Genomic DNA, 6,775 nt, shown 5'->3' with positions numbered 1-6,775 from the left:
GGCCATGTAGGCCGACTGCATATTGGTTAAGTAGATGGTTTTGAGCCGGTGCGGGCTGCCCAGCGTGGCCGTCTGAATATCGCCGGTGTCGGGGTTGGCTACGTCTTTACGCCCCCACCAGCCTTTGCCTTGCAGAACGGGTGTGAGCTGTCGGCTGAACTCAGTGAGTGTTTCGCCGTTTTCGGCGGCGCGCACCACGGCATCATAGATATCGTCGGCCACATCCATGCCTGCGGTTTTGGCGACGGTCAAGGCGGTAGCATGGGCATCATCAAGCATATCCTGCCAGTCCCACGATACCTGATGGCCTTTTTGCTTCAGATAGGCCACGGCGGCTTCGGGCTGCATACCGAACACGGCTTTGATGTCTTCGGGATTCATGCCAATTCTCCGCTGGCTTCAATTCGGCCGACCAGTTCGGACAGGAACAGTACGCGCGCCAGCTCGTTTTGCAGGTCGGCATCGTCCATGTTCGGGAAGGCTTCGGCCAGACGGTCGAGGATGTTGTCTTGGGTTTCGCCTTTTTGGATTTCGTTTACCAAAGCCGCCGCCAATGCTTGGCCTTGCGCATTCAGACGGCCTGCGTCGGGCGCGAGGGTGTCGATGATTAAGCCGGCATCGGTGTGGTCATGCTCGGCAAAGTCGGCAGGCGGTTTGGCAGGCTGCCTGAACGCCGCCGCGTCTGTTTCCGCAATATCGCCGTCTTCCAAACCGTAAGTACGTTTCCAATATTGCGGCGTGAAGCGCACACCCGAATCGGCCAGCGTTTTGTCGCGCTCGGCACGCTCTTTGGTGCCGCTCTCTTCGTTTTCAAACAATTCAAACTTGGGCGCGGACACATTGCCGAAGTTCAGCTCCACCACCCATTCAATCAATCGGTTAAACGTGTCCTCCACGATGCGGCTGTCGGCATCGCGGATGTCGTCGGTCACTTCCAAGCCCGCCGCCGCGCTGGCGTGGTTGGTGTCTTTATCGGTGGTCTGGTCTTGGCCGAGCAAGGCGATGTTGATTTCACTGCGGCAATCGCCGAAGCGATTTTAGCCGCGGTGGCCCCGAATGTGTCGCCCAAACGCAGCCCCGAAGCACGGTTTGCCCAAATCCACCGCGCCCTGGCCGAAAGCGCCAAGGCGGGCAACAAGCATGTGTTGGTAATCGAAGAAGCCCTCAGCCTGCCTATCCCCACACTGAAACACCTGAAACGGTTTTTTGAATTAAAACACGGCTTTGAACGCCTGCTGGGCATTGTGTTAATCGGCCAAACCGAGCTGGCGCAAAAACTCAGCGAAAACAACCCGAACGTGCGCGAAGTGGTGCAGCGCTGCGAAGTGGTAACGCTGTTGCCGCTGACCGACGGCAAGCTGGAAGGCTATCTGAAACACAAGTTTGCCCGAGTCGGCGCGGATTACAGCAAGGTATTAGACCAAAGCGCGATTGATGCGGTGCCGAACGCTTGACCGTTAAAAGCCGAACGGCCAAAGGCACAGAGCTGAACAGCCTGCTCTATCCGCTGGCGGTCAACAATCTGGTAAGCGCGGCCATGAACCAAGCGGCCGAGCTGGGGTTTGATGTTGATGCCGATGTGGTTAAGGGGGTGTGAGATGGCTGATTTTGTTGAAAAAATGGTTTTCGGATTTGCCATTGCACTGGTACTCGGCTGCCAAAGCAAGGCGGACGACCAGCCTTACAGTCCGCCGCCCGCCCAGTATGCGGCATCGGAATAACAGGGCAGCGACGACACCGCCGCCCTGATGGCCGCCAAGCAGCGCGAAGCCGACGATGCGGTACGCGAGATGCTGAAGGCCTATGAGCAAGAGGACTTTGATTGGGTGCGCGGCGATGCGGAGGCATACAAATGACACACCGTATATCAGACCTGCTGGTAAGTCATTACCCGTGTTCTGCCGAATTTATCGCCGACGTGCTGCGTTGGCCGCTGGCGGAAGTGAAGGCGGAGTTGGCAAAAATGGAGCGTCGCGGCGAAATCGAAAGCCGTGTGTTGGTAACTTACCGGTTGAGTGAGGAAGGGGAAAATAAATGCGCGTAGAACGTGATTACAGCAACATCAAGGCCAAAGTTTGGCGCGAGCGGGCGGGCTATCTCTGCTGCGAGCTGAACAGCATCCACGGGCATTTTATCCTGCTGATGGTATCGGCTGATAAAGCCGACACCGAAGCCGATGTGGTGCAGACGGCCTTGAGATGCCTGAGCAGCAGTGATTTAGCAGTAGCAAACCAGGAGGCAGCGTGATGAAAAACGGATTAATTGACTTGAACAACCACCTCTTTGCATCACTGGAGCGGCTGAATGACGAAAGCATTACCGGCGATCAGTTGGAAATGGAAATATCCAGAGCTAAGGCGTAAATGAGGTGGCGGCAAAAATTATTGATACAGCCAGCCTAGCGCTACAGTCAGAAAAGCTGAAAGCCGAATATGGCGCTGGAAACTTTAAACCGCCTGTGATGATTGAGAAGAAAGATGGCTAGGCTTAGTCGGATTGAATACAGCGAAAAGGAAAAAGAGTTTCTGAAATCCAATTGCAGTATGAGCCGGCAAGAGTTGACCGATGCCTTTAACGAACGATTCGGCCGGAATTTGAGCAAAGGAAATATTTCGGCCATGTGCAAACGCAATAAATGACTGACCGGCCGAACCGGAATGTTTGAAAAAGGCAGCATGCCTTGGAACACCGGCTTAAAAGGCAAGGGGGGTAATAAAGCCCAACTCCGGGAATTTTAGGTATAACCGAGCGCCGCGAGTGCCGTTTTTATTCTTATATATATTATATATATAAGGAGTCAGAATGACACCCAAACCGCAACCGCTCGTGCCGTGGATGGGCGGCAAACGCCGCCTGGCCAAACACCTGCTGCCCTTGTTTCCCGAGCATCAATGCTATGTCGAGCTGTTCGCCGGCGGCGCGGCCTTATTCTTCCTGCGGCCGCAGCCGGCCAAGTGCGAAGTGCTCAACGACCTCAACGGCCAATTCATCAACCTCTACCGCGTGGTGCAGCACCACTTTGACGAGTTTGTGCGCCAGTTTGAGTGGACGCTCACCAGCCGCGAAGTGTTCGCCCGCCTGCAATCCACCCCGCCCGATGTAATGACCGACATCCAGCGCGCCGCACGTTTCTTCTACCTGCAACACACCGCCTTCGGCGGCAAAACCGTTGATCAACATTTCGGCACCGCCACCACAAACCGAGGCTTCACCGCCGCCGGCATCGCAGGCCGTCTGAAAGCCGCGCAGCAGTGGCTCAATCATTCTCGAGCTGTTTAAAGACTTCAGCATTCGCCACCTCGAGCTTGCCTATTCGGTCGGCAGGGATAAAACGCAAAAGGCCAGCGGCGAACTGGTCATCTGTAACTACTAATAAGACAAAAGTCCCGACGTCTGGACTTTTGTATTGATGTATTTGTAACATGGTTACATAGTGTGCAACAAAATTAAAAACGATTTATCTCAAAAAACGCGCCGATTTATCGCGCGCGGCTTCAGCAGGCAGCGCATCCCAGCCCTGCCGCTTGGCAAAACCGCTCAGACGTTTTTCAGCTTCTGCGCGCGCAATGCCCCAACCCATCACCATCGCCGTAGGGTTTTTCTCCAGCTCGGTTTCCCGCCCGGTAACCACAATCACATCGGACTTGGCTGCCAACACCTGCTCGGGATTGATCGGCGCGTAAAATTCTACCGAACCGGCCGAAATATTATCGCCGCCCACCAATGTCGTCATCGCTCCCCACATCGACTTGCCGAAGGTAACGCTGTGTTCCTCCGGCCCTTTATTGCCGAACTCCACATAAACTTTGGGTTTGGGCAGTTTGGCTTCGGCGATGCGGCTTTGAATATCGTCGGCAATGGTTTTATAGTCTGCCGCCAGTTTGGCCGCGCGCTCCTGCTGCCCGGTCAGCGTGCCGATGATTTCGGTGGATTTGACATGGGCGGCAACCGTTTGCGCGTTATAGTCGAGCACCACAATCGGAATGTCTGCTTTTTCCAGCCGGTCCAAATCCGAACCCAGTGCCTGATACTGCCAATCAGCCAGCAACAGCAAATCGGGCTTCAGCGACAGCACTTTCTCAACCGAAAACGTACCCACTTCTACCTCGCCCGCATCTTCCAGCTTGTCCAGCTTGGGCACGGCCTTGCGGAAAGCCTCCCAACTTGCGGGCGCCCAATCCGACCACACCGCTTTAGAAAAGCCTACCACGTTGTCAAGCGCGTCTTTACCGCCGACAGCCATATAATCCTGATAATAAAAGCCAAGCACAACACGCTTGGCAGGCAAATCTACCGTAACCTTGCGGCCGGCGGTGTCGGTGATCTGAACAGGCTCGGCATAAGCCGCAGCCGCTCCCAAGGCAAGGGCTGCGGCAAAAACAAATGGGGCGGGAAAAAGTTTGACAAACATGGATAACCTTTTGAAAAAATAAAAAGAGAATAATCAAATTGGTAAGACAGAACCGCAGCCTTCTGATCACGGCTCAGGCTGAACAGCGGTTCAGCAGCGGGAAACAGCCCTTAATTCAAATCATATTAACAATGATTTTTATTTAAAGTTCAAAATCAATTAAAAATAAACCCCGGCCATCTGAAATTTGCGCAACACCCGAGGCCAAAAGCATGCAAAATCTTTTATAATCGTTTATTTACCGCACCATCTCAGAGGCCTAAAGGCCTGCACTTACCGAAAGATCAATTGTGGACAAACTCAAAATTTCCGCCAACGGCCCGTTAAACGGCGAAATCACCGTTTCCGGCGCCAAAAACGCCGCCCTGCCGCTGATGTGCGCCGGCCTGCTGACTGCAGGCACCCTGCGCCTGAAAAACGTGCCCATGCTGCGCGATGTGAAAACCACCCAAAAACTGCTGCAAGGCATGGGCGCGCGCGTGCTCACCGACAATGTGCACGAATTTGAAATCAACGGCGGCACAGTAAACAACACCGTTGCGCCCTACGAGCTGGTGAAAACCATGCGCGCTTCCATTTTGGTGCTCGGCCCCACTCTTGCCCGTTTCGGCCAAGTGCAGGTGAGCCTGCCCGGCGGCTGCGCCATCGGCTCGCGCCCGGTTGACCAGCATTTGAAAGGGCTGGAAGCGATGGGCGCCGAAATCACCATCGAACACGGTTATGTGAAAGCCAAAGGCCGTCTGAAAGGCGCCCGCGTAATAATGGACGTGGTTACCGTAGGCGGCACCGAAAACCTGCTGATGGCCGCCACATTGGCCGAAGGCACCACCGTGCTGGAAAACTGCGCCATCGAGCCGGAAGTAGTGGATTTGGCCGAATGTTTGGTAAAAATGGGCGCCAAAATCAGCGGCATCGGCACGCCGGTGATGACGGTGGAAGGCGTAAAAGAATTGCACGGCTGCGAACACAGCGTGGTGCCCGACCGCATCGAAGCCGGCACATTTTTGTGCGCAGTAGCAATGACCGGCGGCAAAGTAGTGTTACACAACGCCGCACCGAAAACCATGGAAGCCGTGCTCGACAAACTGGTGGAAGCCGGAGCCGTTATCGAAACCGGCGGAGATTGGATTTCCATCGATATGCGGCAGCGCCCCAAAGCAGTGGATATCCGCACCGTTGTCCACCCTGGTTTCCCCACCGATATGCAGGCGCAGTTTATGGCAGTTAATGCTGTGGCGGAAGGCACGGGCAAAGTGGTGGAAACCATATTTGAAAACCGCTTTATGCACGTTCCCGAGCTCAACCGCATGGGTGCCGACATCAGCACCGAAGGCAATACTGCCATTGTAAAGGGCGTAGAAAAACTATCCGGCGCCACCGTGATGGCCACCGACCTGCGCGCCTCCGCCAGCTTGGTGATGGCCGGTTTGGTGGCAGAGGGCGAAACCATAGTCGAGCGCATCTACCACCTCGACCGCGGCTACGAGCACATCGAAACCAAGCTCAATCGGGTTGGCGCAAAAATCGAACGGATTTCCTAACTATACCGCCATAATCCAATATAAAGGCCGTCTGAAAACATTTTCAGACGGCCTTCGAACTCGGCTTGAATTTGTTGGACAAAACGCAATCCATTTCTTAAACGCCCACAGCAGTGCAAGCGAAAGGCCCGCAGTAACAGTCACCACAACATACTGGCCGCACCCAGCGTCATACAGCAGCGGCATGGCTAATCCTCACCCAATGGCAGCCTTTTGAGACTATCACCTAAAAATACCACTAGTGTGCTGCGATTGAAATAAAAACGCGCTTCCAGCCTGAAATCCGATACCGGTCAAACAGCAGCGAAAGCAGCGTGTTAGCTATAGCAAACATGGCCACCAGCGGCACGTCCCGGGTGATAGAGCCGTCTGAAATTTTCTGAAACTTGATACTCAAAGCCGAAAACAAATTGAGATTCCCGCCCAAAGTAAACACCGGCAAAGCATCAAATAAAATTTGGTAACGCGCCGGCCGCTGTTTGATCCGCGTGTAGCCGATTGTTTTTTTCATCAAAAAAGGTTAACCAAGCAGAACGGCAGTGCTGAAATCATGCGGCACGGCAGGTGGCGGCACGGCTTTGGCACAACGACTGATAAAGCGGTAAAGCGGTGGAAAAAACCAGAAAAACGGTATAAACGGTGTATATATTTATTTAGGCTCTAGACTGGCAGAATAGCTCTGTTAGCCTGGAAAAATTGTCAATTCCATTCCAAAACTGAGCCACAGTTGTGGTCTAAAATTGAGCCACCCTATGAGCGGTGTTTCATCCGGTAAGAATCATTGCCCGTCTCAAAAATATCGCAGCAATAAGTCAGACGCTCC

General features: G+C 54.0%; 9 protein-coding genes and 2 pseudogenes. 7 read left to right on the top strand and 4 right to left on the bottom strand.

Going from position 1 to position 6,775, the window contains the following annotated elements; genetic code table 11:
* Window positions 1-381: pseudogene (locus IR141_RS11655) on the bottom strand (phage head morphogenesis protein); the annotation flags it as partial.
* Window positions 378-998: a DUF935 family protein gene (locus tag IR141_RS11650; protein ID WP_228068258.1), complete on the bottom strand. Its 621-nt coding sequence runs from the start codon at window positions 996-998 to the stop codon at window positions 378-380. The gene IR141_RS11650 and the pseudogene IR141_RS11655, both read right to left, overlap by 4 nt.
* Between IR141_RS11650 and IR141_RS11645 the strand changes: the two genes are divergently transcribed.
* The 6 genes from IR141_RS11645 (at window position 987) to IR141_RS11625 (ending at window position 3,279) form a co-directional block, all read left to right on the top strand.
* Window positions 987-1,454: an AAA family ATPase gene (locus tag IR141_RS11645; RefSeq protein WP_228068257.1), complete on the top strand. Its 468-nt coding sequence runs from the start codon at window positions 987-989 to the stop codon at window positions 1,452-1,454. The two genes, IR141_RS11650 and IR141_RS11645, sit on opposite strands and share 12 nt — an antisense overlap.
* Window positions 1,451-1,597: a hypothetical protein gene (locus IR141_RS13575; protein WP_228068256.1), complete on the top strand. Its 147-nt coding sequence runs from the start codon at window positions 1,451-1,453 to the stop codon at window positions 1,595-1,597. The genes IR141_RS11645 and IR141_RS13575 overlap by 4 nt, the downstream gene beginning before the upstream one ends.
* Window position 1,598: 1 nt before the next feature.
* Window positions 1,599-1,721 carry a hypothetical protein gene (locus IR141_RS13905; protein WP_255518829.1) on the top strand — a complete coding sequence of 41 codons (123 nt, stop codon included), beginning with the start codon at window positions 1,599-1,601 and terminating at the stop codon, window positions 1,719-1,721.
* A gap of 131 nt (window positions 1,722-1,852) precedes the next feature.
* A complete protein-coding gene (locus IR141_RS11640; protein ID WP_135037454.1) occupies window positions 1,853-2,044 on the top strand; it encodes a hypothetical protein in 192 nt (63 codons plus the stop codon).
* Window positions 2,035-2,247, top strand: coding sequence for a hypothetical protein (locus tag IR141_RS11635; protein ID WP_135037451.1), 213 nt, complete (start codon window positions 2,035-2,037; stop codon window positions 2,245-2,247). Before IR141_RS11640 ends, IR141_RS11635 begins: the two co-directional genes overlap by 10 nt.
* A gap of 555 nt (window positions 2,248-2,802) precedes the next feature.
* Complete coding sequence (locus IR141_RS11625; protein WP_228068255.1) at window positions 2,803-3,279, top strand: DNA adenine methylase; 477 nt, start codon at window positions 2,803-2,805, stop codon at window positions 3,277-3,279.
* 217 nt (window positions 3,280-3,496) lie between these two features.
* On the opposite strand, the pseudogene IR141_RS11620 reads toward IR141_RS11625, so the two are convergent.
* A pseudogene (locus IR141_RS11620) lies at window positions 3,497-4,411 on the bottom strand (ABC transporter substrate-binding protein); the annotation flags it as partial.
* Between the two features lie 290 nt (window positions 4,412-4,701).
* Between IR141_RS11620 and murA the strand changes: the two are divergent.
* Window positions 4,702-5,952 (top strand): UDP-N-acetylglucosamine 1-carboxyvinyltransferase, encoded by a 1,251-nt coding sequence (gene murA / locus IR141_RS11615; protein ID WP_135037446.1) that lies wholly within the window; start codon window positions 4,702-4,704, stop codon window positions 5,950-5,952.
* 238 nt (window positions 5,953-6,190) lie between these two features.
* Here murA and IR141_RS11610 read toward each other — a convergent pair whose 3' ends face one another.
* Window positions 6,191-6,463, bottom strand: a complete 273-nt coding sequence (locus IR141_RS11610) for a hypothetical protein (RefSeq protein ID WP_135037443.1) — start codon at window positions 6,461-6,463, stop codon at window positions 6,191-6,193.
* Window positions 6,464-6,775 lie beyond the last annotated feature (312 nt).

Origin of the sequence: Neisseria sp. 19428wB4_WF04, from assembly GCF_015235335.1 — a bacterium.
GTDB classification, from domain to species: domain Bacteria; phylum Pseudomonadota; class Gammaproteobacteria; order Burkholderiales; family Neisseriaceae; genus Neisseria; species Neisseria musculi.
This window is presented reverse-complemented; position numbering and strand designations above follow the sequence as displayed.